This is a genomic window from Saccharomonospora piscinae (assembly GCF_005862235.1).
Taxonomy (GTDB): domain Bacteria; phylum Actinomycetota; class Actinomycetes; order Mycobacteriales; family Pseudonocardiaceae; genus Saccharomonospora; species Saccharomonospora piscinae.
The window spans coordinates 44,132-68,430 of the sequence record NZ_VCEK01000002.1 but is presented as its reverse complement, the minus strand read 5'-3'; the positions used below and the strand labels follow the sequence as shown (position 1 = coordinate 68,430).

Here is a 24,299-nt window from a genome sequence, read left to right as displayed (position 1 = left end):
CGCGGTTGCGCGGTGGGCGAGGGAGTACCGATCCGGGCGCCGTCCGGCCGTCTGGCAGGCTGCTCGTGTGGTGGCGGTGGAGAGTGCCCCGGGCGGTGGGCCCCGACGCGCGCGTCGCGGGTGGTGGTTCGCGGGCTCGGTCGTGGTGTGGGGCGTACTCGGTGTCTTCGCCGCGCTTCGCCTGGTCGTGTCGGAGGTGTTCGGCCACGACGGCGGTCGCGTCACGGCCGCCGCGTTGGCTCTGACGCCCTACGTGGCGCTCGCGGCGGCGTTGTGGGCGTTGGCGTTGCTGGTGCGCAGGCGGTGGTGGCGGGGTGGCGTCTCGGTGGTACTGGCGCTGCTGCTCGCGGCGCCGCTGGTGCCTCGTGTCGTCCCGGACACCCAGCCGGCCGTGACCGGCCCCGAGGTGCGCGTGGCGGCGCTGAACCTGTACTTCGGGAAGGCGAATCCGCAGGCGGTCGTCGACCTGGTGCGGACACACCGCGTCGACGTCCTCTCGCTGCTCGAACTCGACGGCCCGGCACGGACCGCACTCCGGGAGGCCGGCCTGCGGAGCCTGTTGCCGTACGAGATCGCCTATCCCGCCGGTGCCGGGGTGGGCTCGGCGATCCTGTCCCGGTATCCGATGGAGGAACTGGAGGCCACGGGGCCGTCGACGTTCTCCCAGCCCAGTGCCCGCGTCATGCTGCCCGACAGCACGCCGGTGGACGTGGTCGCCGTCCATCCGGTGCCCCCGGTCACCGATGCCGACGGGTGGCGCTCGGACCTCGCGGCCCTGCCCGCACCCGGCTCCGGTGACGTCGTGCGGGTGCTGGCGGGTGACTTCAACGCGACTCTCGACCACGCGGCGTTGCGGGCGTTGCTGGAGACCGGCTACGTCGACGCCGCGGAACAGCGCGGTGCCGCGCTGACGCCGACGTGGCCCCGGCGCAGGATCGGCCCGCCGGTGCCGATCGATCACGTGCTCGTGGCGGACGAGGCGGCCGTGTTGCACTTCGACGCGCCCGTGGTCGAGGGAAGCGATCACCGTGCGGTGGTCGCGCACCTGCGTCTGCCGGAGTGACTCAGGAGTTCAGCAGGGCGTCGAGCGCCGTGAGCGCCTCCAGCGCGCCGACGGGAAGCGACACGCCCCGGCCGTGGCGCACCTGCGGTTCTCGCGGGTTGATCCGCACGAGCGTGCCCCCGGCCGCGCTGGCCAGCTCGGCCTGCCTGCGGACGGTGGGAACGGCGAGCCCGGCCCCGAGTTCCACGACGGCCAGTGACCGCGCCGCGCGCCGCCAGGCGGTGTAGGCGTCGAGCTGGGCCTGTGAGCGGTCGCCGAGCCAGTCACCGTCGCCGAACATCAGAATGTTCGGTCGGGCGAGGCCGCCGCAGTGCGGGCACGACGGCAGCGGCGGGCGTGCCCGCATGGTGGTGGTGTCCACGTCCACGACGACGTCGTCGGCAGGCCAGACCCCCGCGCCGCAGTGGGCGAGACACTGGAGGTGGTGGATCGAGCCGTGGACCTCTGCCACGTCAGCGAACCCGGCGCGCTGAAACTGGCCGTCGACGTTCGACGTGAACACGGCGACGCCGCCCGGCTTGGTCTCGCCCCACGCGCGGAGGATGTCGAATCCGGCGTGCGGGCGCGTGGTCCGGTACAGCGCGAGCCGGTGGCCGTAGAAACCCCAGGCCAGCTCCGGGTCGTCCGCGAAGTGGTCCGGGTCGGCCAGCTCGACGAATCGCAACCCCAGCCGGGCGTACGGCGGGTAGGCACGCCAGAAGCCCTCGTCGCCGCGGAAGTCGGGCAGCCCGGAGTCCACGCCCATGCCCGCACCCGCACACACCAGCAGCGCGTCGGCCGAGTGGAGTACCTCGGCCGCGCGCCGGTACTCGTCCCGCACTACGAGCGGGGTTCGGTGCTCTGGACGACCTCGAACTCCAGCAGGCTCGCGCCGCTGGCCACCGGCTTGGCGCGCTCACCCGAGTGCGCCTGCCTCGCCGGGCCGTCGGCCCATGCCTGGTAGTGCTCCTCGGACTCCCACTTCGTGTACACGAAGTAGCGGTCGTCGCCGGAGACCGGGCGCAGCAGTTCGAAGCCGAGGAAACCCGGCTGGTCGTCGACGGCGTGCAGCCGGGCGGCGAAACGCTTCTCGAGTTCCGGACCCGCGCCCTCGGGCACGGAGATCGCGTTGATCTTCACAACAGCCATACCGCCACGGTAGCGGTGCTGTGGCCGCCGGTGCCGCCTCAACCCCCGGGCGGCCTCGGATGGAGGTGCTCGTCGGCGGGCAGGCCGGACTCGCGGAACCAGGCCGAGAAGAAGTCGTCGAGGTCCTCGCCCGCGATCTTCTCGGTGAAGCGTTCGAACTCCTCCCAGGCCGCGTTGCCGCCCGCGTGTTCGGCGGGCCACTCGCGCAGGACCCGGGCGAACGCCTCGTCGCCGATCCGCAACCGCAGCGCGTGCAGCGCCAGGGGACCCTTGCTGTAGACGGCTCCGAACTCGTTGCCCGCGCCCATGTCGTAGAGCTCGGCCTGCCAGAAGGCCGAGTTGTCGCGGCTCGACTCGATGCTGTCCCGGTAGAAGGCGTCGAGGTCGGCGCCCTGCCGCTCGGCCCACAGCCACGTGGCGTAGCTGGCGAAGCACTCGTTGAGGCAGATGTCGGCCCACGAATGCACCGACACCGAATTGCCGTACCACTGGTGGGCGAGTTCGTGGACGACCAGGTCGGTCGTGGGCCCCGCCGGGTAGGTGGGCGTGCCCTGGGTCTCCAGGGCGAAACCGGTCGCGTGGTCGAGGTAGATGCCGCCCGCCGTGCTCGCGGGATAGTCCCCGAAGTGCTCGCTCAGGAAGTCGACGATCTCCGGCACCCTGGCGGCGTCGTCGCGCGCGTCGTCGGCTCCGGGGGCGAAGGCGTTGCGGACGGGGGTGCCGTCGGGCAGCTCGCCGGTCTCGACGGTGAACCGGTCCACGGCGAACACCGTGAGGTAGCTGGCGACGGGGTCGGGTTCGGTCCAGGTGCTCGTGGTCCAGCCGTCGCGGGTGGTCGGCTCGCCGCCGGTGCCGATGCTGACGGCCGTCCAGCCTTCGGGTACTGAGGCGGTGAGGTTGAACGTGGCCTTGTCCCTGGGGTGTTCGTTCACGGGGAACCAGTACGACGCCGATTCCGGTTCGCCGAGGACGAAGGCGCCGCCGGAGTCCGTGCGGTACCAGCCGTTTCCGCCCAGTTGCCCCGCGTCCGCCGCGATCGGTTCGCCGTCGTAGCGCACGCGCGTCTCGATCGTCTCGCCCTCCGCGAGCGGGTCGGCCGGTGTGATGACCAGCTCCGCGTCGCCCTCCCGCGTGAAATCGGCCGGTTCACCGCCGACCTCCACCGACGACACGGCGAAGCCGCGCAGGTCCAGGTTGAACCGGGTCAGCTCACGCGTGGCGGTCGCGGTGACGGTGGTGTCCCCGGTGAGCCGGTCCCGCTCCGGGTCGTAGCGCACGGTGACCGCGTAGTCTTCGACGTCGTAGCCGCCGTTGCCAGCACGGGGGTAATACGGATCGCCGATTCCCTCGGACCCGTGGCGGTCTCCCGTACGGACGGGGCCGGTGTCGTCGGGGGGCTCCGGGGCGGTGCAGGCGGTCGCGATGCAGGCGAGTCCGCACAGCGAGACCGCCCACCGGTGGCGGTCGATCATGGAGGAAAGCCTAATGCCCGATTCGGGTCCGCCGGGCGCCGGTGTGGTCGACTTCGGCGGGACCGGGCGTCCGGTCGTGCTGCTGCACGGGCTGATGGGACGCGCGACGACGTGGTGGCGGACGGCGCGGTGGCTCACCGCGTACGGTCACGTCGTGGGGCTCGACGCGCGGGGCCACGGCCGGGCGCCGCGCCGTGGCCCGGCGACCACCGAGGAGTTCGCCGACGACGTCGCCGCGCTCGTCCGCACGCTGGACGAGGGGCCCGCCGTGCTGATCGGGCACTCGATGGGCGGACTGCACGCCTGGGTGACGGCCGCGCGCTCGCCCGAGCTGGTGACCGCGGTGGTGGTCGAGGACATGGCACCCGACCAGCGCGGCAGGACCGTGCGGCCGTGGCGGGGCCACTTCGCGTCGTGGCCCGTGCCGTTCCGCTCGCTGGCGCACGTCCGGGATTTCTTCGGTGACGTCGGCGACTACTTCGTCGAGTGCGTCGAGGAGCGCGACGACGGCTACCACCTCATCGCCGATCTCGACGATCTGTACGCGATCGCGGGCGAGTGGGGTGAGCGCTCCTACTGGGACCACGCCGAGCGGGTGCGCTGCCCGCTGCTGGTGGTGGAGGCCGAGCACACGGCGATGCCCGAGGGGCAGCAGGCGGAGCTGGCCCGGCGTGTCCCGCAGGGGCGGCACGTGGTGGTGCGGGGCGCCGGCCACGTCGTCCACGACGACCGGCCCGAGACCTACCGGGGCGCGGTGGAGGCGTTTCTGTCCGATGTGCTCGGACGCTGAGCACGCCCGAGCACATCGGCGCGGCTTCACTGCGGCGCGAGCAGGTTCCATACGTCGGGCCCGATGAACCCGCGTTCGTCGGCCATGGCGCTTGCCAGGCACGTGGGCTTGTCGAGCCCGTGGCTCGCCGCGAACTCCGCCACGGCGTCGCGCGTCCGCTCGTCGAACTCGCCGTCGGTGGGCACCGCGTAACCGTGTGCCCGCAGCCGGGTCTGCGCGATCCGCACGTTCTCGCCCCGGTCGCCGGGGCGCAGCAGCAGCGACGGCTCGGTCCGGCGGGCGGTCGCGACGCCGAGCCTGGCCGCCACCGCATCCCGCAGCTCGGGCAGCCTCGCGTACAGCACGTCGCCGGGGCAGGCGGTGGCGTTGAAGTCGCGGTGGCCCCTGATCAGGTCAGGGCTGATGCCGTACTGCGACGCGATGAAGGCGACGAGTTCGACGAGCGAGTCCCACAGCGCCGGGGTGACGTCGACGTCCGTGTAGAGGCCCTCGTTCTCGATGCCGATGACCTCGCTGTTGTGGTTGCCGACGTTGGCTCCCATGACGTGCTGGGTGCCACCGGCGACCGCCTCGTAACTGCGGTGCCTGCCTTCGGTCATGTGGCCACCGCGGCTGATGGTGAACTGCTGGCCGCTGTCGATCCAGCCGTTGGAGTCCATGTGGAAGTTCTGGATGCTGCGGGAGATGGCGAAGGCACGTTCGAGTGAGTAGTCGGTGGTGTTGCCCGGGTTGACCGTGTGGTGCACGACGATGTAGGTCGGCGCGTGGTTCAGCATCGTGATGGGCGCGCTCGGCGGCCTGGCGCCCCAGTAGCCGGTGCCGTAGACCAGCGGAGGAGCCTGTGGGCGGGGTGCTGCCGTGGCCTGGGCGGGCAGGGTGAGCGCGGCCCCGACGGCACTGACGGCGAGTCCGCCGCCGAGCAACAGCGTGCGGCGGTTGATGGCGGGTGTGTCGGCCATGATGATCTCTCCCTCGCAACGACGTGGTGAAGATCTTGCCAACTAACCCACCTTTTGTGTCAATGCTCACCCGGCAGCGCGAAACGCCCGTCTCCCGTCTGTTCCACCAGCCCGTCGGTCAGCAGCGAGTCCAGACAGGCGTCGCGTTGACCCGCTTTCGGCCACGCCACATCGAGCTGTTCCTTCGTCACCGGCTCGGTCGTCGCGCGCAGCACGTCGAGCAGCAGACCGCGCACGTGCCGATCGGTGCCGCCGTAGCGCTGTGTGGGTTTGGCCGGCCCCGAATACGCAGGTCGGCCCGCCTTCTGCCATGCGCAGGAAGCGGAGAAAGGGCAGTCGGCGCACCGCGGCGAGCGCGCCGTGCAGATCAACGCACCGAGCTCCATCAGCGCCGCCGAGAACCGTGCCGCGCGGGCCTCGTCGGGGCCCTCCGGAAGCAGTGCGTCGACGTCGTCGAGATCGCGCCGGGTGGACGGCGGACCGGCGTCACCGGCGCCGTGAACCGCCCTCGCGACCACCCTACGAACGTTGGTGTCCACCACCGGTGTGCGCCTGCCGTACGCGAAGGCGGCGACCGCGCGCGCCGTGTAGGCGCCGATACCCGGCAGCGCCAGCAGGGTCTCGACGTCCGACGGCACCTCGCCGCCGTGGTGCTCCGTGATCGCGCGGGCCGCGGCGTGCAGCCGCAGCGCACGCCGGGGGTAGCCCAGCTTGCCCCAGGCGCGCACGATCTCGCCCTGGCTCTCGGCCGCGAGGTCCTGCGGCGTGGGCCAGCGGTCGAGCCACTCCCGCCACACCGGCAGCACCCTGGCCACCGGGGTCTGCTGCAACATGATCTCGCTGACCAGCACCCCCCACGGGGTGCGTTCGGGATCGCGCCACGGCAGGTCCCGGGCATGGCGGTCGAACCAGCCGAGCAGCGTGGTGGCGTCGAGAGCTGTCGCGACTTCCGGGGACATCGAAGCGTTCTGGGGCATCGCCGGAGAGGCTAACCCGTCCCGATCAGGAAACCTCCCGAAGCTCCCCGGTGTGGACGTCGTACACGAATCCGCGCACGGCGTCGGTGTGCAGCAGGTAGGGGTTGGTCCGCACCCGCTTGACCGACTGCCGGACGTTGGCGTCGATGTCGCGGAACGCCTCCACCGCCCACGGGGGCCGCATCCCGCTGGCCTCCTCCAGCTCGTCCTTGAACCCGTCCTCGGTGACCGCGTTCAGCCCGCAGTCGGTGTGCTGCACGACCAGCACCTCACGGGTGCCGAGCTTGCGCTGGCTCAGCGCCAGCGAGCGGATCATGTCGTCGGTCACGACGCCGCCCGCGTTGCGCAGCACGTGCGACTCGCCCTGGCGCAGCCCGAAGACCTCGAACACCCGGATCCGCGCGTCCATGCAGGTCAGGATGGCCACCTGGAGGGAGGGCCTCGGGGAGGACCGGTCCCCGGGTGTGACGGCACCGAGCTGGTCGTTGCGCTGGAGCAGTTCGTCGATCGCGGTCATGGCTGCCTTTCGTTCCTGCCGGGTGGGAAGGCCGTCGGGACGGTCACGGGCCGAACCAGCGCTCCTCCGCGGTGCGCGGCGGAGCCGACGTCGTGCCGACCCGGAGCTCGGTGGGCAACGTGATCACCTTCGGGGCGACCCGGTCCGCGGCACCGAGTAACAGTTTGCCCGCGGCCTTGCCCTTCTCCAGGACGGGCTGGTGGACGGTCGTCAGCCCGGCGCGGGACGCCTCGGCGATACCGTCGAAACCGGTGATCGTCAGGTCGGCCGGCACGCGCAGCCCCCGCCGCCCCGCTTCGGCGAGAGCGCCGAGGGCGAGGATGTCGGAGGTGCAGATGAGGGCCGTGACGCGCGGGTGGGCGTCGAGCAGCTGCCGGGCGGCCGTCGCGCCGTCGTCCACGGTGTGATCGAAGCGCTCGACGACGGGAATCGTGTTCCAGGCGACACCCGCGGCCTCGAAGGTCCTCGCGAGCGCGGCGAGCCGGGTGCGCTGGACGTGGTAGTGCGCCTCCTGCTGCCGGTCGAGGGGAACGAAGCCGTCGTTGCGGTCGCGTCCCAGCCGCATGCACAGCACACCGACCTGCCGGTGGCCGAGGCCCACGACGTGGTTGGCGACCTGCACGATGGCGGTCTCGTCGTCGGGGCCGACCCGATCGACACCGTCGAGTTGTGGCTGGTCGACGACCACGGTGGGAACGGGGCGGGACAGCACGGCCGCGAGGTGCGGGTCGTCGTCGGGCACCGAGTAGACGACGAAGCCGTCGACACCGGCGCGGTGGACGGCGGCGACCTCCTCGCTGCCCGGGCTGGCGGGCACGAGATGGAGTCCGACTCCCTCGTCTTCGCAGGCGAGCGCGAGCCCTTCGAGTACGCCCACGGCCGCGGGGTCGCGGAAGGCGTAGGAGAGGTTCTCGGTGAGCAGCAGCCCGACCGCGCCCGCCTTGCGGGTCCGCAGGGACCGGGCGACGGGGTCGGGCCCGGGGTAGCCGAGCCTGCGCGCGGTGTCGAGGACGCGCTGCCGCAGTTCGGGGGAGAGCTGGTCCGGCCGGTTGTACGCATTGGACACCGTCGTCCTGGACACGCCCAGTTCGGCGGCGAGCGACGCGAGTGTCGCTCCCCGCCTGGTTCGCATCGGCCGGTTCATGAACAAACCGTAACGGTTCAGAAGCCGCAGCAGAAGCAGCCTCCAGCGTGCGTCACATGGTTGCGGTCCGTAGCTGCACTGATCACCCGACCGGTGGGTTAACAGTCGCTCGATGAGGTACAGTGATATCGACAATCATTTCCAAATGCTGAGGTGGCTCGGAGTGCGATCGTCGATCACAACCTCCCGTCGGGGCCGTGTGCTGGCCGGTGTCTCGGTCTCGGCCGCGCTGGCCGTGACCGCGTCCGCCTGCGGTGGTGACTCCGCCGGTTCGGGCGACTCGTCGGACGCGGACGGCCGCGTGCAGGTGGTCGCTTCCACGAACGTGTGGGCTGGCGTCGTGTCCGCGGTCGGGGGAGACCAGGTGGAGGCGACCGCGCTCATCGACGACCCGTCGGCCGACCCGCACTCTTACCAGGCCGGAGCCGTCGACGCCGCCGAGGTGCGCTCGGCCGACCTGCTCGTCTACAACGGGGGCGGTTACGACGACTTCTTCGTCCAGCTCGCCGAGAACGCCGAGGCTCCGGCCGTCGTGGCGGTGGACAGCGCGGACGGGGCCGACGGTGCCGACAGCGGCTCTGCCGGGGACCACGCGGAGGAGTCCGCGGACGAGCACGGGGAGCACGGTCACGGCGACGAGGGCGACGGTCACGGCGAGGGCCACGAGGGTGATGGCCACGGTGGCCACGAGGGCCACGGGCATGCCCACGACCACGCCCACGGCAACGAGCACGTCTGGTACGACCTGCCCGTGGTCGCCGCCGTCGCGGACCAGGTGGCGGCCGATCTCGGCGAACTGCGTCCGGAACAGCGCGCGACGTTCGAGGACAACGCGGCCGCGTTCACCGAGCGCGTCGACGAGTTGCACCACCGGGTCGAGAGCCTCGCGGCGGACCACGAGGGAACGCGGGTCGCCGCGACCGAGCCCATCGCGCACTACCTGCTGCTGGCCGCAGGAGTCGACGACGCGACACCCCGCGAGTTCGCCGCCGCCGTTGAGAACGAGACCGACGTGCCGGTGGCCGCGCAGCAGCGGATGCTGGAGCTGGTGGGCGGTGAGGTCGACGCGGTGGTCCGCAACACGCAGACGGCCACACCGGCCACCGAGAAGGTGATCGCCGCGGCACGGGAGGCAGGCACTCCGATCGTCGACGTCACCGAGACACTGCCCGACGAACAGACCGACTACATTGCCTGGATGAGCCGTCAGGTCGACGCGCTGGAGAAGGCCCTGGACGAGTGAGCGAATGACCCGAGTGGACATGACGGACCCGCGCGGTGCGGCCGTCGAGGTCAGGGGCGGGGCCCTGCGGTTCGGCGAGCGCACCCTGTGGTCGGGGCTCGATCTCGACGTCGCGCCCGGTGAGTTTCTGGCCGTGCTCGGCCCCAACGGGTCGGGCAAGACCAGCCTGCTGCGGGTGCTGCTGGGACTCCAGCCGCTGAGCGCGGGCACGGTCACCGTGGCGGGCCGCCCGCCGGGGCGTGGCAATGACCGGGTCGGATACGTGCCGCAGCAGCGCGCGATGGACGACGGGCTGACCCTGCGCGGCCGGGATCTCGTGGGCCTCGGGCTCGACGGGCACAGCTGGGGGTTCGGCCTGCGGGGCCTGCGGCGTCGCGGGCGGTTGATCGACTCGGCGATCGAGGCCGTCGGCGCCACCGACTACGCCGATTCGCCCGTCGGCAGGCTCTCCGGGGGCGAGCAGCAGCGGCTGCGGGTGGCGCAGGCCCTCATCGGTGAGCCCGCTGTACTGCTCTGCGACGAACCGCTCGCCTCGCTCGACCTCACCCACCAGCGGATCGTGGCGGGGCTCATCGACGAGCGCAGGCGGGCGACGAACACGGCCGTCCTGTTCGTCACCCACGAGATCAACCCGATCCTGTCGGCCGTGGACCGGGTGCTCTATCTCGTGGATGGCCAGTTCCGGATTGGCCCGCCCGACGAGGTGATGACGTCGGAGACGTTGTCCGAGCTGTACCGGTCGAGGGTGGAGGTCCTGCGGGTGGGAGGCCAGATCCACGTCGCGGGCGCACAGAGTGCGTTGTGCGAGGACGAGGTTCACCACTGAGCTTGCGCGGCCCCGAACGCTTCCACCACCGATTCCGAAGGCTTGCCCATGGACCAGTTGTTCGACTTCGACCTCACGATGGAGCTGCTCGGCTTCGACTTCGTGCAGACGGCCCTGCTGGCGGCCGCCGTGCTGGGCCTCGTGGCGGGAACGCTGGGGCCGCTGATCGTCATGCGGCGCATGTCGTTCGCCGTCCACGGCACCGCCGAGCTGGCCTTCACCGGTGCCGCCGCCGCGCTGCTGCTCGGGATCGGTGTGAGCTACGGGGCGCTGGTGGGCGCCGTGGTGGCCGCGTTGCTGCTCGGCCTGCTCGGTGGCCGCGAGTCGGACCGCGACTCGGTGATCGGCGTGATCCTCGCGTTCGGACTGGGCCTCGGGGTGTTGCTGCTCTGGTACTACCCGGGCCGCACCTCCAACAAGTTCGGCATCCTGGTCGGCCAGATCGTGGCGATCGAGCCGACGGATCTGACCGCACTGCTGGTGGCCGCGGGCGTGGTGCTGCTGGTGCTCGCGTTGATCTACCGGCCGTTGCTGTTCGCCAGCGTCGATCCCGCCGTGGCCGCCGCGCGGGGGGTTCCGGTCCGCCTGCTGGCGCCGCTGTTCGCGGTGCTGATCGGCGTGGCCACCGCGCTGGGTGTGCAGATCGTGGGCGCCCTGCTCGTCGTGGCGTTGATGGTCACCCCGGCCGCCGCCGCCGCGCGCGTGACGGCGAGCCCCCTGCGGGCCACCGTGCTCGCCGTCATGTTCGCCGAAACCGCCGCGCTGGGCGGCATCGTGCTGTCGCTGGCGCCCGGTGCGCCGGTCAGTTTCTTCGTCACCGCCATCTCGTTCACCATCTATCTCGGTTGCAGGCTCGTGGAGCTGGTCCGGGGCAGGGCGAGCGGAGTGACCGACAGCGGCGCGGTGGAGCCCGAGCCGGTCAGTGCAGCATCAGCAGGACCTGGAGCTCGCCCACCACGAACCCGATGACGCCGCCGACGGCGACGAGTTTCCACTCGTCCTGCCGGAACGCGGGCCGCAGCAGTCCCTCGTACTCCACGGAGGTCATGCGCATCATCCGCTGCTCCACGACCGTCGCGACGTCCATCGCCCGAGCCAGGTAGCCCCGCGCCGGGGCGAGGGTGCCAGGGAGCCGGTCGAGCGCCCTGCGCGCAGCCGCGTCCTTGATCGCGTCGAGCCGGGGCTGCCCGATGGTGGCGCGTACCAGCGGACGCGCGGAACTCACCTGCTCGTCGACGGTGTCGGCCACCAGCCTGCGCACCATCGCCACGAGGCGGTCGGACTTCGGGCCGCGCAGGATCGCGTCCAGCAGGTTGTCGACGGTGAGCAGTTCGTTGGCGATCATCTCGCCGTACTCGCGGGCGACCTCCGCCCTTCTGCGCTGGAACTTGCCCTGCCACAGGAATCCGCCCGGCAGCCGGATCGGGTCGCGGGGAACGAAGATCAGTTTTATGGCGAGCCAGTCGGTGAACAGCCCGATGCAGGCGCCGAAGATCGGCATGACGAGAGGATTCTTCGTCAAGGCCCACACGATCGACTGAACGATCCCGAGGAAAAACCCGAAATAGATACCCGATCGAGCGATGAACGCCAATTCCGGGCGGGACGTCTCGCGGATCAGCTTCACGAGCAGGGCCTTGTCCCGGGTCAGACGCTGCACGCTCAGTTGTCGGACGTCGAGGAGATCGTCGATGTTGTCCCGCAGTTCGGCCATCACCTGGCCGACCAGCCGGGGCGAACCGGCCTGCACGTGCTTGACCAGCAGGTCCTGCGCCATCGGTGGCAGCCGCTCCCACAACCGGGGATGCTGCTCGGCGAGCACCTCCCTGGCGATCTCGTCGACCGCCCGCAGTAACGGCTGTTCGATTTCGCGGGTGAGCCGTGCCGGATCGATCCGGGCGATCACGTCGGACACGTCGAGGACGTTGCGAGTCAGCAGGTCGGCCGCCGTCGCGGCCATCCGGCCACCGTGCCGGGGCACGACACCCTGCCAGCCGAGGACCGTTCCGCGCACGCCGACGAACTCCAGCGGCCGGAACATCATCTCGATCGCGACCCGCTTGGTCACGTAGCCGATCAGTGCCGCGACGACCGGGATCGCGGCGTAGAGCGGCCAGTTCCCGGCGAGGTCGTCGAGAACGGCCTCCACTGCGACCTCCTTGCCGGCGCCCGTCTTCCGGGTTCGTGCGGAACCTTTCATCGCACTCGGCACGCAGTTCGCCGGAATCCGCGTGCGAAAGGTATGGGATCGGCAACCCGGACTCATTATGGTGGCCCGATGGCTGAAGCGCAGGCATCCCCCACACAGGCGACAAACACGCAGTTCGCGACGGCTTTCCGTGGCTACGACCAGGCGCAGGTGGACGAGCACATCTCGACCCTGCGGGAGGAGCTGGCCAGCGCGGCACGCCACCGCGACGACGCCACGGCGTCGGTCGCGGAGCTGACCAAGGCGCTGAGCTACGCGCAGAAGGAGCTGGCCGACTCCAAGACCGCACTGGCGCGGATGGTCGACGATCCCGCGGGCCCCGCAGCCATGACCGAGCGGGTCAAGACCATGATGCAGCTCGCGGAGGAGGAGATCGCCGAGCTGCGCGCGAAGGCGGAGCAGGACGCCGCCGACACCCGCGAGGCGGCCGATGCCTACGCGGAGAAGACCCGGAACAAGGCACAGGCCGACGCCGAACAGCTCGCGGAGCAGGCCGCCGCCGAGCGAACGCGCCTCGACGAGGAGGCGCAGCGGCAGCGGGACGAGCAGCGGAAGTCGACCGAGGACCAGCTCGCCGCGGACCGGGAACGCGCCGAGAACGAGGCAGCGGAGCTGCGTCGGGTCACCGAGGAGAAGGCCGACGCGATGATCGCCGAAGCCGAGAGCCGCCTCGCCGAGGCCCGCTCGCTGCGCAGGGAGGCCTACGAGCTGCGGTCCACGGTGCTGGACCGCCTGACTGCCAGCCAGTCCGCGCTGCGGCAGGCCGTCGACCGGCTCGGCAACGATCCGGCCCCGGAGGACGAGTCCACCGAAAGCGAGCCGAAGGGCACCGCCGAGTCCGGGGACCGTTCCGGTGAGGAGAAACAGCCCGCCTGAGCGGGACCGAAAACCGGTTGCCGCGTCGCCGGGTCGCGGTGAGACTGGCGCGCCATGCGAACAGCGTTGGTCACGGGTGTGAGCAGGGCCGAGGGCATCGGCTTCGCGGTCGCGCGGCGGCTGCTGGCCGACGGGCACCGGGTGTTCGCCCAGTCGTGGTCCCCGTACGACGCCACCGAGCCGTGGGGCGCCGACCCACGGGGGATCGACGGGGTCGTCGCCGAACTCGGCGGCGGTGACTCCCTCGGGCACCTCGAAGCGGACTTCGCGGACCCCGGCGCGCCCGAACGGGTCATCCGCGCGGCCGTCGCCCGTTTCGGTGAACTCGACACGTTGATCGTCAACCACGCGCGCAGCTCCGCCCACGACCTCGCGGCGTCGACGGCCGAGGAACTCGACCTCACCTGGGCGGTCAACGTGCGGGCCACGCTGCTGCTCGTGCGCGCCTTCGCCGAGCGGTACCGCGCACACGGGTCGGCACACGGGGGGCGCGTCGTGTTGTTCACCTCGGGCCAGCACCGGGCGCCGATGGCGTCGGAGATCCCGTACGCGGCCACCAAGGGCGCGTTGCACCAGCTCACGCTCACTCTGTCGGACGCACTCGTGGCCGACGGGATCACGGTCAACTGCGTCAATCCAGGCCCCACCGACACCGGATGGGCCACCGACGAACTGACCCGTGCCGTGGCCAGCCAGCTGCCCAGCGGCGGCTGGAACACGCCCGCTGACGCGGCCTCGGTGGTGGCCCTGCTGTTGAGCGAGGACGCGGCCACCATCGTCGGCAACGTCGTGGACGCCGAGGCCGGATTCCGCCGGTGGCAGCTGTGAACGTGGGTGAAGCCGGGCTGCCGAAACGCCGTCGGCGGTGCACCATCGTCAGGTGGACTCGGACGCCGTAGAGCAGACATCGTCGGTCGTCGACTTCCAGGCGTACGGACTCGACGACACCTTCACCGGTGCGCGCTGGGTGGATTTCTTCGAAGGGCTGCCCGGCAGGCCGCCGTGGGCGTTGTGGCTCGGCCACCGGGAACCGGACGCCGACAGCGGGGTCAGGGTGGGAACGCTGCCGAAACGCCGCTACGAGGCGGTGATGTGCCCGAACGGCAAGGACCCGCTGGTGGAGGTCGCGTTCAGCGGCGCCTTCGGGGTCGTGAACGTCACGCTTCCCGACAGCTCCGTGCCGAGGCCCGACGGCCTCATTCCCGCGCTGGTCGAACACGCCGAACACGAGGCCCAGCGCTACGCCGACTGGCCGATCGTGTGGTGGCGCCTCGAAGGTGCGCAGGTGCGCGCCAGAGTGTGGCACTTCGCGGGCGGCTGGGCGGCGTTCTGCACGGCGCTGGACGACGTGTACCTCGTCGTGGTGGGTATCGGGATGGACCCGGCCGACCTGGCGTTCGCGCCGGTGACCGACGGAGCGGAGTACGGAGCCGATCTGGCGGCTCCGCTCGACTTCGCGGAGCTGGGCAGGCGCAAGAGTGTCCGGCCCGAGGCGTGGTTGCCGCCCCCGCGCCGGGACTCGTTCCATCCCGACCAGCTGGCGTTCGTGCCGGACGAACCCGAGCAGTGAGCGCGGACCCTTGGTCGGCACGGGGGACTGCACTAGCCTGAGGCGCGCTGGTGGTTCACCTGCCCGGCTCGGGTGGGTGAGGCAAGAGGGAACCCGGTGTGATTCCGGGACTGCCCCGCAGCGGTGAGTGGGAACGAAAGCCGTGGCCGGTCACACGATCGGGAACCGGCACTGGGCCAACCGGCCTGGGAAGCCGACGGCGAGTAGGAGCCGGAGCGTGTCCGGCGCGCCCGCGAGTCCGAAGACCTGCCACCGGTGCGCGCACCGCCGGTGCGCGCGACGCCGGGATTCCGAGGGGAAGTCTCGCGGACGCCACGAACGCCACGGACGGCAACACGCCGCCCCGCGGCCGCCTGTGTGCTCGCGCTCGGTTCCCGGCGACGCCGTCGAGCTCGCGAGGAGAGAGCGTTGACCAGCACAATCGGATCGACCGTACTCGGCTACCCCAGGATCGGACCGGACCGGGAACTCAAGCGCGCCCTGGAGCGCTACTGGGCCTCGACGATCGACGAGGCGCACCTGCGCGACGTCGCCCGCGCGGTGCGGGCCGACACCGTGCGAACCCTGCACGAGGCCGGGCTGGGCTCGGTGCCGGGCAATACGGGCTCGTTCTACGACCACGTGCTGGACACGGCGGTGACGTTCGGTGCGATCCCATCCCGCTACACCCGGCTCGGCCTCGGGTCGCTCGACACCTACTTCGCGATGGCCAGGGGAGTCGGCCCGGTGCCGCCGCTGGAGATGACGAAGTGGTTCGATACCAACTACCACTACCTCGTTCCGGAGATCGGTCCGGAAACCCGGTTCTCGCTCACCGACCGCACCGCCGTCGAGCACTTCCGGGAGGCGCTGGAGCAAGGTGTGCGCACCAGGCCGGTGCTGGTCGGGCCGGTTACGTTCCTGCTGCTGTCCAAACCAGACTCCGAGGCGCCGACGGGGTTCACCCCACTGGACACTGTGGACGATCTGGTCGCGGTGTACGCGGAGCTGTTGGGCGAGCTGCATCGCGCCGGAGCGGAGTGGGTTCAGCTCGACGAACCCGCGTTCGTCGCCGATCGCGGCCCGGCCGAGTTGGCCGCGCTGGAGGAGACGTACCGGGTGCTGGGCTCGCTCACCGACCGGCCCAACATCTTCGTGCCCGGCTATTTCGGCGATCTCGGCGAGGCGCTGCCGGTACTGGCGAGCGCGCCGATCGAGGCGATCGGTCTCGACCTCCGGGCCGGTGACCCGCGGGTCGAGGACCTCGCGGCGCTACCGGGCCTGCGGAACAAGACCCTGGTCGCGGGTCTCGTCGACGGGCGCAACGTGTGGCGCACCGACCTCGATCGCGCCCTGAGCACGGCCGCCACCCTGCTCGGGATGGCGGGGGAGGTCGCCGTCGGGACGTCCTGCTCGCTGCTCCACGTGCCCTACGACGTGGCCGCCGAGACCCGCCTCGACCCGCAGGTCGCGTCGTGGCTGGCGTTCGCGCGGCAGAAGGTGGACGAGGTCGTCGTGCTCGGGCGTGCCCTGAGCGAGGGCCGTGACCCGGTGGCCGACGAACTCACGGCGGCACGGGAGACCGTGGCCGACCGGGCACGGGCCGAGCGGGTGCGCGACGAGCGGGTGCGGCGGCGGCTGGCCGCGCTGCGCCCGGAGGACACACGCCGGGAGGACTACGAGACCCGCCGTGTGGCCCAGGACGACTCGCTGCGCCTGCCGCCGCTGCCGACGACCACCATCGGATCGTTCCCGCAGACCACGGACGTCCGCAGGGCGAGGGCGGCGCTGCGGCGGGGTGATCTCGACAAGGCCGGCTACACCGCCCGGATGCGCACCGAGATCGAGCGCGTGGTGCGGCTGCAGGAGGAACTCGGGCTCGACGTCGTCGTCCACGGCGAACCCGAACGCAACGACATGGTGCAGTACTTCGCCGAGCACCTCGCCGGGTTCGCCGAGACCGACCACGGCTGGGTGCAGTCGTACGGGTCGCGGTGTGTGCGGCCCCCGATCCTGTTCGGCGACGTGTCGCGCCCGGCACCCATCACCGTCGAGTGGGCCACCTACGCGCAGAGCCTCACGGACAAGCCGGTCAAGGGCATGCTCACCGGCCCCGTGACCATCCTCGCGTGGTCGTTCGTGCGCGACGACCAACCGCTGGGCGACACGGCGAAGCAGGTGGCACTGGCCATCCGGGACGAGGTCGCGGACCTGGAGTCCGCCGGACTACGGGTGATCCAGGTCGACGAGCCCGCTCTGCGCGAGCTGCTGCCGTTGCGCGCCGGCCGGCAGCGGGACTACCTGGACTGGGCGGTGGCCGCGTTCCGGCTCGCGACCTCGGGCGTGCGTGCGGACACCCAGATCCACACACACCTGTGCTACTCGGAGTTCGGTGACGTCATCGACGCCATCGTGGCGCTCGACGCCGACGTCACCAGCATCGAGGCGGCCCGCTCCCGCATGGAGGTGCTCGGCGACCTGGGCGCCGTCGGCTTCGCGCGGGGCGTCGGGCCGGGGGTGTACGACATCCACTCGCCGCGCGTACCGGAGCGGGCCGAGATGACCGACCTGCTCCGCGCGGCGCTGGAGGCGGTCCCGGCACACCGGCTGTGGGTCAACCCCGACTGCGGCCTGAAGACCCGCGGCTACGCCGAGGTCGAACCGGCGCTGCGCCACCTGGTGGCCGCAGCGACCGAAGTCCGCGGCAGCCTCGCCTGAGGGGTGTCGCGAAGGCCACCTTCACTGCGTGTGGTGCAGCGAGGGTGGCCTTCGCGGCGGTGGGGCTCAGACGTTTCGACGGCGAGCTGCGACGACGGTTGCGGTAGCCGCAGTACCGAGTCCCAGCAAGCCGATGACGGCGGGCACGGCCACCGAATCGCCGTCGGCTAGTGAGCCGTCTCCGGTGGCAACACCACCGTCGGGAGTCCGGCGCACCTGGCCGTTGCTGTCCGTCGCATCGGGGGTGGTTGTGGCGGGCGGCGGTGGCGCTGTCGTGCCGTTCAGCACCTCGCACGCGATGCCGTCGTCATCGGCGTCGAGCCGGTGCGGATCGCTCGGATCACGGTCGAACTCCGCCTGCGCCTCTGCCTGTGTGGAGAAGTTCGCGCAGTCGAGATCCTGAGCGTTCGCGAGCCCGGCCGCCGGAAGCATCGTTGCGGCGGCGAACAGGAACGTGAGTGTGGCTTGGCGAAGCAGCATGATGAGGACTCCCATCAGCATCTCCCGATAGCGGACGACAGGTCGCCGCCCGCTATCGGGGCGTTAGCACCGGAGGCCGGTCCGAACCACGATCGCGGGAGGGTTTCGGTGAAACCACGCTGACGGGTGATTTCTCTCCGGAACGCCCCGGGTATGCCCGAGGCACTGCGCCTACCGCAGGCGCCGGAGTCCGTCCAGCACGTCGCGCAGGACGCTCACCGACGGCCGCGTGGTCTCCCGCAGCGCGGCGCGCTTGGGCGGCCCGGAGTTCGTCGACGGTGGGCCAGGCCGGGGGGATGGGGTCGAGGCGGTAGAGCTGCATGGTTGGGCGGTCATCCACCACGGGTGCGAGGACGGTCGTGGCGAGTCATGCACTCGGCGCCTCCGCGATAGTGCGGCCGTCGAGCTGGTTGGCCTGGCCGAGTGTGTCGACGGCGCACCAGTGCCGGTGGTGGGTGTCGTCGAGGCATCGGGCGATTCAGCCGCCGCAGAACCGGCCGTCGACGGTGGTGCGTGGCTGGTCGGGCCGCGTGACCGGCTCAGCGCAACACAGCGCACATAGCACGGAACATTGTACTGCCGGGAATGTGTGGCCGTCCAGCTCGTTCGCACGGGCGAGCATGTCGCCTCCGAGGACGCTCAGCGCTTCACCGACCTCGCGCAGCCCACCGGCAGGCAGTTCGCCGCCGTCCTGCGCGGCCATCAGCCGCAGCGCGACCTGCCCGAGGTCGCGGTTCACTCGCGCCAGGCGGGCCAGCAACTCGCGGTCCCGCGCGATCACCGCTGACCGTCCTCGTCATATGCGTACAGCTCGGGCGCATCGGCGGACGCCTGATCGTGGCAGTCGTTCTCGCTCGCGCGCGGCGCCGTGTGCCGACCGGCCAGGCATGCTCGGCTGTTCCTCATGGCCGGGAAGCTACGAGCCGACGCATCGGTCAGGGGGTACGGTTCGTACCCTCACCTGTTCGGTCTAGGCGGGTACCCCTACGCGCTCGCAGAGGGCCTGAACATCGTCGCTGAGGCCGGTAGGTGGGTGCTGGCGGAGGTCGACCAGCATTTCCCGGGCGAACCCGTTGTAGCGGATCGTCTCCACGGCGGTCCGTTCCGCGGCCGCGAGCAACGCCCACACCGCGTGCCGCTCACCGCGCTGCTGGTAGGCACGTGAGACTTCGATCAGGTGGCGGCTCCGCCTCGGCACCGACGCGATCGACGTTGGATCCAGTTGGTCTGCCGCGCGCAGCGCCTCAGCTGGTCGCCGCAGCTCGACGCCGAGTGTGACCGCGTGAGCGCCCATCACCGACGGGGAGAAACTGGATTGGACGTGCCGGTATCCGGGGCCGAGCGTGTGCGCGATCCGGTCGGCGGTTTCCCAGTGCGCCCACGCCTCGCCGTGCCGTCCTCGGCGAGCGTGGACGTAGGAGATCTCGGCCTCGAGGGCGCCGACCATGCCTCGCCAGTCGACGGGTGCGGAGTCAAGGTGCGGTTGTAGCTGCCGTATCGCGTCGTTCGCGACGGCGAGCGCTTCGTCCCACCTACCCGCGTCGCGCAACGCCTGCACCATCGCCCATGCGCCACCCGCGGCGATGTAGGGGTCGTCGGCCTCCTGGCCCTCGGTCACGGCCCGGTCGGCGACCATCCACACCAGTTCGGGTGCGGGCTGGTACGCGACGTAGAAGTCGGCGAGCTGGTACACCCCGCTGAGCACGCGCCGCGCGTCCCGGCGCTCGTCACCACGCAGCAGACGCACGGCGGTCTGTGCATCACGGATCAGGTCGGGCAGCAGGACACCGAGTTGTGTGCGGTGATCCGGTGAGCTGTGCCGTACCCCCCATGCCTGGTCGAGCCGGTGTGCGAGGTGCGGCACGGACGGCGGAGCACCGGCAGGCGTCACGCGGTACTCCGTCAGCGCCTTCTGCACCGCCGACAACGCGACATGCCGTGAGCCTCCGAACCGCTCGACCGACACGGCGTGACCGTTCCCAGTGAGATCCGCGAGGTCCTCGAGGCCGAGGGCCTGCGCGAGCTTGAGCAGCATCGGCAGCTTCGGCACCTGCAAACGGCCGGTCTCGACGGCCTTGACCCACTCGGCCGAGCGGCCGACAAGCCCGGCCAGCACCGGGCGAGACATGCCCGCGCGTTCGCGATAGCGCTGGATACGTCGACCGATGAGCAGGTCGGCATCTGGCTGCGGCGTCATCGCACCCACACCCTCCGCAGAGATCGACCCTTTCGCATGCCCCGGTTGTCATACCGGGGCCCTCACTGCGAAAAGGTACAGACAGGGTAGCGGGAAGAACGCGTCTAGAGACCCGGAACGGCCCCCGGTTGCCGTCCGAGGTCGCTGGACGGACACGTACTCGGTGCAGCCGAAGTCATTCGCCGCGATCAGAACTGGTAGTACAAGAACGGGCTGAACGTGCCGGTGGCCACGAGGATGGCGGCGTAGATCGCGCCGACTGTCATGACGCCGATGCGCAGCACCGTGGCTGGCGTGGTGCGCGCCGATTCGAGCATCGGCCCTGTCACCGGGCGGGCGGGCAGGAAGAACACCGCGAGCGCGGCCAGCAGCAGCACGAGACGCTGGTTGGTGAGCGCGGTCGCCACGACGTCGCTCAGCCCGCTGAAGTCGGGGACCAGCATGGTGCCGACCACGGTGAACGCGTAGCCGAGGTCGGGGGAGCGGAAGAACACCCAGCCGAACACGACGAGCACCAGCGTGAGGGCGCGCCTGCCGACCCGCGCGCCCGTGGTCGCGGGCGAGGTGTCCCTGCCGGTGGCACGCTCGACGACCAGCAGAACTCCGTGGTAGAGCCCCCACACCACGTAGGTCCACGCCGCCCCGTGCCAGAAACCGGTCAGCAGGAAGACGATCCACAGGTTGCGGTACGTCTTCGCCGCACTGCCACGGTTGCCGCCGAGCGGGATGTACACGTAGTCGCGGAACCAGCGGGACAGCGACATGTGCCAGCGCCGCCAGAACTCCGTCACCGTCACCGACGAGTACGGCCGCGCGAAGTTCTCCGGCAGCCGGAAGCCGAGCATCCGGCCGAGGCCGATGGCCATGTCCGAGTAGCCGGAGAAGTCGAAGTACAGCTGCAACGTGTACCCGATCGCGCCGAGCCACGCGATCGCGAAGGTCATCTCGTCGGCGGGGGTGGAGAAGCAGGCGTCCACCATCGGCGCGAGCGAGTCGGCGATCACCGCCTTCTTGCACAGTCCGAGCGCGAAACGCGGGAAGCCCGCGGCGATGTCGTCGAGGCGGTGCGAGCGGTGTTGCGGGAGCTGGTCGGCGATCTCGTGATAGCGCACGATCGGCCCTGCCGCGAGCTGCGGGAACATCGAGATGTAGGTGCCGAACGCCACCGGATTACGCAGCGCCGGGCGCTCACCACGATAGATGTCGACCACGTAGGAGATGTGGTGGAACGTGAAGAACGAGATGCCGATGGGCAGTGCCAGCTCCGCGATCGGAACGTCGCCGCCGAACAGCTGGGCGAACCACGCGATCTGTTCCGTGGCGAACCCCGCGTACTTCCACACCAGCAGGATCGACAGGTCGAATGCCACCACGCCGATCAACAGCCACCGCCGTTGGGCTTGCGAGCGCATCCCCCACGGGTCGGGCTCCAGGTGCGGTCCCGCCGCGAAGTTCACCACCATGCAAGCCAGCAGCAGCAGCGTGAACGCGCCCGCGCCGGTGGCGTAGAACAGGAGGCTGCCGACCGCGACGATGCCGTTGCGCCAGCTCCGGGGCAGCACGAGCACCGCGATGAGGATCGCGGGCAGGAAATACCACAGGAACAGTGGCGAAACGAACGACATCGAGCGGCCCCCTGGTCACGATTGCGCACCGTGACCTTAGCCGAGGCCGTCCCCCGATGAGGCGAACATGGTGACCGAGTGGCCCGCGCCATGACATGCGAGAGGTGCGGACACGGCTACGGGAGCTGCGGACACGGCTACCTAGCCTGCGGACACGGCTTCAGACCCGGCCCGCGGCTCGGCGGCGGCGGGCGACCTCCGCCAGCAGTACCGCGCCCGCGACGGACGCGTTGAGCGACTCGACACCCGCGGCCATCGGGATGGACACCGTGAAGTCGCACGTCTCCCGCACCAGCCGGGACAGGCCACGGCCCTCCGAGCCCACGACGACCACCAGCGGGTCCACGTCGAGGTTCATCGTGTCGATGTCCGTGGCGCCGTCGGCGTCGAGCCCGGCGATCATCAGCCCGTCGGCGGCCCACTCCCGCAGCTGGCGGGTGAGGTTGGTGGCCACACCGATGGGCAGGCGGGCGGCCGCGCCCGCGCTCGTGCGCCAGGCCACGGCCGTCATGCCGGCGCTGCGCCTGCTCGGCAGCAGCACGCCGTGGGCGCCGAAGGCGGCGGCCGAGCGGATCACCGCCCCGAGGTTGCGCGGGTCGGTGACGCCGTCGAGCGCCACGAGCAGCGGCGGCTCACCGGACTCCCGCGCGGCCCGCAGCAGGTCGTCGGGGTGCGCGTAGTCGAAGGGCGGCACCTGGAGGCCGAGGCCCTGGTGTACCGCGCCGCCGGTCTTGCGGTCGAGTTCCTCGCGCGGCACCTCCAGCAGCGAGATGCCCTTGTCGGAGGCGACGCGCACGGCCTCGGTGACGCGGTCGTCGGCGTCGATGTTCAGCGCCACGTACAGGGCCGTGGCGGGCACTCCGGCCCGCAGCGCCTCCACGACGGGGTTGCGGCCCGCGATGATCTCGGGGGTGTCGGCCGCCTTCTTGGACGCCGTGCGCTTGCGCTCGGTCCGTGCCGCCGCGGCGGCGGCCTTGCGCTGGGCCGGGTGCCCGGGGCGGTGCTCCGCCTTGGGTGTCGGCCCCTTGCCTTCGAGGCCCTTGCGGCGCTGGCCGCCGGAACCGACGACGGACCCCTTCTTCGTGCCCTGCTTACGTATCGCGCCGCGGCGACGGGAATTGCCAGCCATTCGTCAGTCTCTCACTGTCCACATCGGACCATCGGGGGTGTCTTCCACGGCGATGCCGGCCTCGGTGAGCCGGTCCCTGATCGCATCGGCTGCGGCGAAGTCGCGGTCGGCACGGGCTTTCCTGCGCTCGGCGAGCAGGGCATCCACCAGTGCGGTCAACGCCTCGGTCCCGCCTCCCGCGTGCTCGGCCCACTGCGCCGAGAGCGGGTCGATGCCCAGCACCGCCACCATCGCGCGGACCGCCTCGGCCAGCTCCCGCGCCTTGTCCCGGTCCGCGGCGTCCAGTGCGGCGTTGCCGTCGCGCACCGTGTTGTGCAGTACCGCGAACGCCTGCGGCGTGCCGAGGTCGTCGTCGAGGGCCGCGCCGAACTCGGCCGGGACGGTGCCGATGCCGATCTCGCCGACGGTGCCCCGCATGCGACGCAGGAACTGCTCGATGCGCCGGTAGCCCTGCGCCGACTCCGACAACGCCTCGTCGGAGTACTCGATGGTGGACCGGTAGTGCGGCTGGATGAGGTAGGCGCGCAACTCGACGGGCCGGTAGCGGCGCAGCATCTGCGGGATCGAGACGACGTTGCCGAGCGACTTCGACATCTTCTCGCCCGACATGGTCACCCAGGCGTTGTGCAGCCAGTACCGCGCGAACCCGTCACCGGCGGCCAGCGACTGGGCGCGCTCGTTCTCGTGGTGGGGAAACACCAGGTCGACGCCGCCGCCGTGGATGTCGAACTCCGAGCCGAGGTAGGCCGTCGCCATCGCGGAGCACTCCAGGTGCCAGCCCGGCCTGCCGGGGCCCCACGGAGTCGGCCACGAGGGCTCGCCGGCCTTGCTCGCCTTCCACAACGTGAAGTCGCGGTGGTCGCGCTTGCCCTCGGCCTGGGTCTCGCCCTGCTGCACGTCCTCGGTCCGCTGGCCCGACAACGCGCCGTAGTCGCCGAACGTCGCCACCGAGAAGTACACGTCTCCGCCCGCCGCGTAGGCGTGCCCCGAGTCGATCAGCCGCTGGATCAGCTCGATCATCTGCGTGATGTGCCCGGTGGCCCTCGGCGCCGCCGACGGCGGCAGGCAGCCGAGTGCGGTGTAGGCGTCCTCGAACGCGCGCTCGTGGGTGGCCGCCCACTCCCACCACGGCCTGCCCGCGTCGGCGGCCTTGGTGAGGATCTTGTCGTCGATGTCGGTGACGTTGCGGACGAAGAGCACGTCGAGTCCGGAGTGGACCAGCCACCGCCGCAGCACGTCGTAGTTGAGCGCGCCCCGCACGTGCCCGATGTGCGGGATTCCCTGCACGGTGGCGCCACAGACGTACAGCGACGCCGTTCCACCGCGCGCGGGTCGGAACTCGCGCACCTGCCGGGTCGCCGTGTCGAACAGGTGAAGGGCCACGTCGCAAATGGTAC

24 protein-coding genes and 1 riboswitch are annotated in these 24,299 nt (G+C 71.0%); of the genes, 9 read left to right on the top strand and 15 right to left on the bottom strand.

Features of this window, described 5'->3' with window-relative positions; genetic code table 11:
• Window positions 1-67: 67 nt before the first annotated feature.
• The gene (locus tag FFT09_RS05820) at window positions 68-1,063 is read left to right on the top strand and encodes an endonuclease/exonuclease/phosphatase family protein (protein ID WP_208544370.1); all 996 of its coding nucleotides are present in this window, start codon (window positions 68-70) and stop codon (window positions 1,061-1,063) included.
• 1 nt (window position 1,064) lies between these two features.
• Here the strand turns inward: FFT09_RS05820 and FFT09_RS05815 are convergent, their stop codons facing one another.
• Genes FFT09_RS05815 through FFT09_RS05805 form a run of 3 tightly spaced genes read right to left on the bottom strand, consistent with a single transcriptional unit; the run spans window position 1,065 to window position 3,663 of the window.
• Complete coding sequence (locus FFT09_RS05815) at window positions 1,065-1,883, bottom strand: SIR2 family NAD-dependent protein deacylase (protein ID WP_138382088.1); 819 nt, start codon at window positions 1,881-1,883, stop codon at window positions 1,065-1,067.
• Entirely contained in the window at window positions 1,883-2,191 is a 309-nt protein-coding gene (locus FFT09_RS05810; protein WP_024875387.1) for an antibiotic biosynthesis monooxygenase family protein, read from the bottom strand. Before FFT09_RS05810 ends, FFT09_RS05815 begins: the two co-directional genes overlap by 1 nt.
• 38 nt (window positions 2,192-2,229) lie before the next feature.
• Window positions 2,230-3,663, bottom strand: a complete 1,434-nt coding sequence (locus FFT09_RS05805; protein ID WP_081191828.1) for a M1 family metallopeptidase — start codon at window positions 3,661-3,663, stop codon at window positions 2,230-2,232.
• A 13-nt stretch (window positions 3,664-3,676) separates the two neighbouring features.
• On the opposite strand from FFT09_RS05805, the gene FFT09_RS05800 reads away from it, so the two are divergent.
• A complete protein-coding gene (locus tag FFT09_RS05800) occupies window positions 3,677-4,453 on the top strand; it encodes an alpha/beta fold hydrolase (RefSeq protein ID WP_138382087.1) in 777 nt (258 codons plus the stop codon).
• A 26-nt stretch (window positions 4,454-4,479) separates the two neighbouring features.
• Here FFT09_RS05800 and FFT09_RS05795 read toward each other — a convergent pair whose 3' ends face one another.
• From FFT09_RS05795 to FFT09_RS05780, 4 genes are read right to left on the bottom strand one after another with little or no spacing between them, the layout of a single operon-like run.
• Window positions 4,480-5,412 (bottom strand): peptidoglycan recognition protein family protein, encoded by a 933-nt coding sequence (locus FFT09_RS05795; protein WP_138382086.1) that lies wholly within the window; start codon window positions 5,410-5,412, stop codon window positions 4,480-4,482.
• Window positions 5,413-5,471: 59 nt separating this feature from the next.
• A complete protein-coding gene (locus FFT09_RS05790) occupies window positions 5,472-6,389 on the bottom strand; it encodes an HhH-GPD family protein (protein WP_244231251.1) in 918 nt (305 codons plus the stop codon).
• Between the two features lie 25 nt (window positions 6,390-6,414).
• Window positions 6,415-6,906, bottom strand: coding sequence for a beta-class carbonic anhydrase (locus tag FFT09_RS05785; RefSeq protein ID WP_024875382.1), 492 nt, complete (start codon window positions 6,904-6,906; stop codon window positions 6,415-6,417).
• Window positions 6,907-6,949: 43 nt separating this feature from the next.
• Window positions 6,950-8,050 (bottom strand): LacI family DNA-binding transcriptional regulator, encoded by a 1,101-nt coding sequence (locus FFT09_RS05780; RefSeq protein ID WP_138382085.1) that lies wholly within the window; start codon window positions 8,048-8,050, stop codon window positions 6,950-6,952.
• A gap of 175 nt (window positions 8,051-8,225) precedes the next feature.
• Between FFT09_RS05780 and FFT09_RS05775 the strand changes: the two genes are divergently transcribed.
• From FFT09_RS05775 to FFT09_RS05765, 3 genes are read left to right on the top strand one after another with little or no spacing between them, the layout of a single operon-like run.
• The gene (locus tag FFT09_RS05775) at window positions 8,226-9,293 is read left to right on the top strand and encodes a metal ABC transporter solute-binding protein, Zn/Mn family (RefSeq protein ID WP_244231307.1); all 1,068 of its coding nucleotides are present in this window, start codon (window positions 8,226-8,228) and stop codon (window positions 9,291-9,293) included.
• A gap of 4 nt (window positions 9,294-9,297) precedes the next feature.
• Window positions 9,298-10,119 carry a metal ABC transporter ATP-binding protein gene (locus tag FFT09_RS05770; RefSeq protein WP_138382083.1) on the top strand — a complete coding sequence of 274 codons (822 nt, stop codon included), beginning with the start codon at window positions 9,298-9,300 and terminating at the stop codon, window positions 10,117-10,119.
• A 48-nt stretch (window positions 10,120-10,167) separates the two neighbouring features.
• Entirely contained in the window at window positions 10,168-11,088 is a 921-nt protein-coding gene (locus FFT09_RS05765) for a metal ABC transporter permease (protein ID WP_138382082.1), read from the top strand.
• On the opposite strand, the gene FFT09_RS05760 is transcribed toward FFT09_RS05765, so the two are convergent.
• Window positions 11,039-12,268, bottom strand: coding sequence for a DUF445 domain-containing protein (locus FFT09_RS05760; RefSeq protein ID WP_081191822.1), 1,230 nt, complete (start codon window positions 12,266-12,268; stop codon window positions 11,039-11,041). The two genes, FFT09_RS05765 and FFT09_RS05760, sit on opposite strands and share 50 nt — an antisense overlap.
• Window positions 12,269-12,397: 129 nt before the next feature.
• On the opposite strand from FFT09_RS05760, the gene FFT09_RS05755 reads away from it, so the two are divergent.
• From FFT09_RS05755 to metE, 4 genes are all read left to right on the top strand, one after another.
• Window positions 12,398-13,204: a DivIVA domain-containing protein gene (locus FFT09_RS05755; protein ID WP_138382081.1), complete on the top strand. Its 807-nt coding sequence runs from the start codon at window positions 12,398-12,400 to the stop codon at window positions 13,202-13,204.
• A 54-nt stretch (window positions 13,205-13,258) separates the two neighbouring features.
• Window positions 13,259-14,032 (top strand): SDR family oxidoreductase, encoded by a 774-nt coding sequence (locus FFT09_RS05750; protein ID WP_138382080.1) that lies wholly within the window; start codon window positions 13,259-13,261, stop codon window positions 14,030-14,032.
• Between the two features lie 52 nt (window positions 14,033-14,084).
• Window positions 14,085-14,774 (top strand): hypothetical protein, encoded by a 690-nt coding sequence (locus FFT09_RS05745; RefSeq protein WP_024875374.1) that lies wholly within the window; start codon window positions 14,085-14,087, stop codon window positions 14,772-14,774.
• Between the two features lie 34 nt (window positions 14,775-14,808).
• Window positions 14,809-15,042, top strand: a riboswitch (cobalamin riboswitch).
• Window positions 15,043-15,182: 140 nt separating this feature from the next.
• Window positions 15,183-17,471 carry a 5-methyltetrahydropteroyltriglutamate--homocysteine S-methyltransferase gene (gene metE / locus FFT09_RS05740; RefSeq protein ID WP_138382079.1) on the top strand — a complete coding sequence of 763 codons (2,289 nt, stop codon included), beginning with the start codon at window positions 15,183-15,185 and terminating at the stop codon, window positions 17,469-17,471.
• A gap of 66 nt (window positions 17,472-17,537) precedes the next feature.
• Here the strand turns inward: metE and FFT09_RS05735 are convergent, their stop codons facing one another.
• The 7 genes from FFT09_RS05735 to cysS form a co-directional block, all read right to left on the bottom strand.
• Window positions 17,538-17,966, bottom strand: coding sequence for an excalibur calcium-binding domain-containing protein (locus FFT09_RS05735; RefSeq protein WP_244231250.1), 429 nt, complete (start codon window positions 17,964-17,966; stop codon window positions 17,538-17,540).
• A 463-nt stretch (window positions 17,967-18,429) separates the two neighbouring features.
• Entirely contained in the window at window positions 18,430-18,732 is a 303-nt protein-coding gene (locus tag FFT09_RS23475; RefSeq protein ID WP_341869001.1) for a hypothetical protein, read from the bottom strand.
• Window positions 18,729-18,857 (bottom strand): hypothetical protein, encoded by a 129-nt coding sequence (locus FFT09_RS23405; protein ID WP_279631012.1) that lies wholly within the window; start codon window positions 18,855-18,857, stop codon window positions 18,729-18,731. The genes FFT09_RS23475 and FFT09_RS23405 overlap by 4 nt, the downstream gene beginning before the upstream one ends.
• A gap of 64 nt (window positions 18,858-18,921) precedes the next feature.
• The gene (locus tag FFT09_RS05725; protein ID WP_081191817.1) at window positions 18,922-20,148 is read right to left on the bottom strand and encodes a helix-turn-helix domain-containing protein; all 1,227 of its coding nucleotides are present in this window, start codon (window positions 20,146-20,148) and stop codon (window positions 18,922-18,924) included.
• 188 nt (window positions 20,149-20,336) lie between these two features.
• Entirely contained in the window at window positions 20,337-21,773 is a 1,437-nt protein-coding gene (locus tag FFT09_RS05720) for an MBOAT family O-acyltransferase (protein WP_081191816.1), read from the bottom strand.
• Window positions 21,774-21,933: 160 nt separating this feature from the next.
• Window positions 21,934-22,902: a 23S rRNA (guanosine(2251)-2'-O)-methyltransferase RlmB gene (rlmB, locus tag FFT09_RS05715; RefSeq protein ID WP_024875368.1), complete on the bottom strand. Its 969-nt coding sequence runs from the start codon at window positions 22,900-22,902 to the stop codon at window positions 21,934-21,936.
• A 3-nt stretch (window positions 22,903-22,905) separates the two neighbouring features.
• Window positions 22,906-24,285 (bottom strand): cysteine--tRNA ligase, encoded by a 1,380-nt coding sequence (gene cysS, locus FFT09_RS05710; RefSeq protein WP_138382078.1) that lies wholly within the window; start codon window positions 24,283-24,285, stop codon window positions 22,906-22,908.
• Window positions 24,286-24,299: the final 14 nt, after the last annotated feature.

Excerpts from the sequence above, each read along its gene's own strand:
- FFT09_RS05790 (WP_244231251.1), bottom strand. The coding sequence starts at position 6,389 with ATGCCCCAGAACGCTTCGATGTCCCCGGAAGTCGCGACAGCTCTCGAC.
- FFT09_RS05735 (WP_244231250.1), bottom strand. The coding sequence starts at position 17,966 with ATGGGAGTCCTCATCATGCTGCTTCGCCAAGCCACACTCACGTTCCTG.
- FFT09_RS05725 (WP_081191817.1), bottom strand. The coding sequence starts at position 20,148 with ATGACGCCGCAGCCAGATGCCGACCTGCTCATCGGTCGACGTATCCAG.
- FFT09_RS05765 (WP_138382082.1), top strand. The coding sequence starts at position 10,168 with ATGGACCAGTTGTTCGACTTCGACCTCACGATGGAGCTGCTCGGCTTC.
- FFT09_RS05800 (WP_138382087.1), top strand. The coding sequence starts at position 3,677 with ATGCCCGATTCGGGTCCGCCGGGCGCCGGTGTGGTCGACTTCGGCGGG.
- FFT09_RS05770 (WP_138382083.1), top strand. The coding sequence starts at position 9,298 with ATGACCCGAGTGGACATGACGGACCCGCGCGGTGCGGCCGTCGAGGTC.
- FFT09_RS05755 (WP_138382081.1), top strand. The coding sequence starts at position 12,398 with ATGGCTGAAGCGCAGGCATCCCCCACACAGGCGACAAACACGCAGTTC.
- rlmB (WP_024875368.1), bottom strand. The coding sequence starts at position 22,902 with ATGGCTGGCAATTCCCGTCGCCGCGGCGCGATACGTAAGCAGGGCACG.
- FFT09_RS05750 (WP_138382080.1), top strand. The coding sequence starts at position 13,259 with ATGCGAACAGCGTTGGTCACGGGTGTGAGCAGGGCCGAGGGCATCGGC.
- FFT09_RS05720 (WP_081191816.1), bottom strand. The coding sequence starts at position 21,773 with ATGTCGTTCGTTTCGCCACTGTTCCTGTGGTATTTCCTGCCCGCGATC.
- FFT09_RS05780 (WP_138382085.1), bottom strand. The coding sequence starts at position 8,050 with ATGAACCGGCCGATGCGAACCAGGCGGGGAGCGACACTCGCGTCGCTC.
- FFT09_RS23405 (WP_279631012.1), bottom strand. The coding sequence starts at position 18,857 with ATGAGGAACAGCCGAGCATGCCTGGCCGGTCGGCACACGGCGCCGCGC.
- FFT09_RS05810 (WP_024875387.1), bottom strand. The coding sequence starts at position 2,191 with ATGGCTGTTGTGAAGATCAACGCGATCTCCGTGCCCGAGGGCGCGGGT.
- FFT09_RS05795 (WP_138382086.1), bottom strand. The coding sequence starts at position 5,412 with ATGGCCGACACACCCGCCATCAACCGCCGCACGCTGTTGCTCGGCGGC.
- FFT09_RS05785 (WP_024875382.1), bottom strand. The coding sequence starts at position 6,906 with ATGACCGCGATCGACGAACTGCTCCAGCGCAACGACCAGCTCGGTGCC.
- FFT09_RS05805 (WP_081191828.1), bottom strand. The coding sequence starts at position 3,663 with ATGATCGACCGCCACCGGTGGGCGGTCTCGCTGTGCGGACTCGCCTGC.